The sequence below is a fragment of the Acetobacter syzygii genome (assembly GCF_000964225.1).
Taxonomy (GTDB): domain Bacteria; phylum Pseudomonadota; class Alphaproteobacteria; order Acetobacterales; family Acetobacteraceae; genus Acetobacter; species Acetobacter syzygii.
This window is the reverse complement of the sequence record NZ_BAMZ01000090.1, coordinates 1-208: the sequence shown is the minus strand read 5'-3', so window position 1 is coordinate 208 and position 208 is coordinate 1. Positions and strand designations below refer to the sequence as shown.

Genomic DNA, 208 nt, shown 5'->3' with positions numbered 1-208 from the left:
CTCGGTGGATGGCACCACAACCAACACCGGCACACTCACGGTACAGAATGCCTCGCTCCTCCAGACACTCGCCAACCAGAGCGGCACCGCAACCCTGACCGGCAGTCAGGTCACCGGAGCCGCCACCAATAGCGCGGGGGCCACGCTCACAGTCAGTGGTGGCAAACTGGGGAGCCTCTCGAACGCCGGTGAGGCCAGCCTGACCCAG

The 208-nt window shown here is 65.9% G+C and carries 1 protein-coding gene; it reads left to right on the top strand.

The features are described from left to right. Positions 1-208: hypothetical protein (locus Absy_RS12565; RefSeq protein WP_158319862.1), on the top strand; the 208-nt coding region annotated here is incomplete at both ends.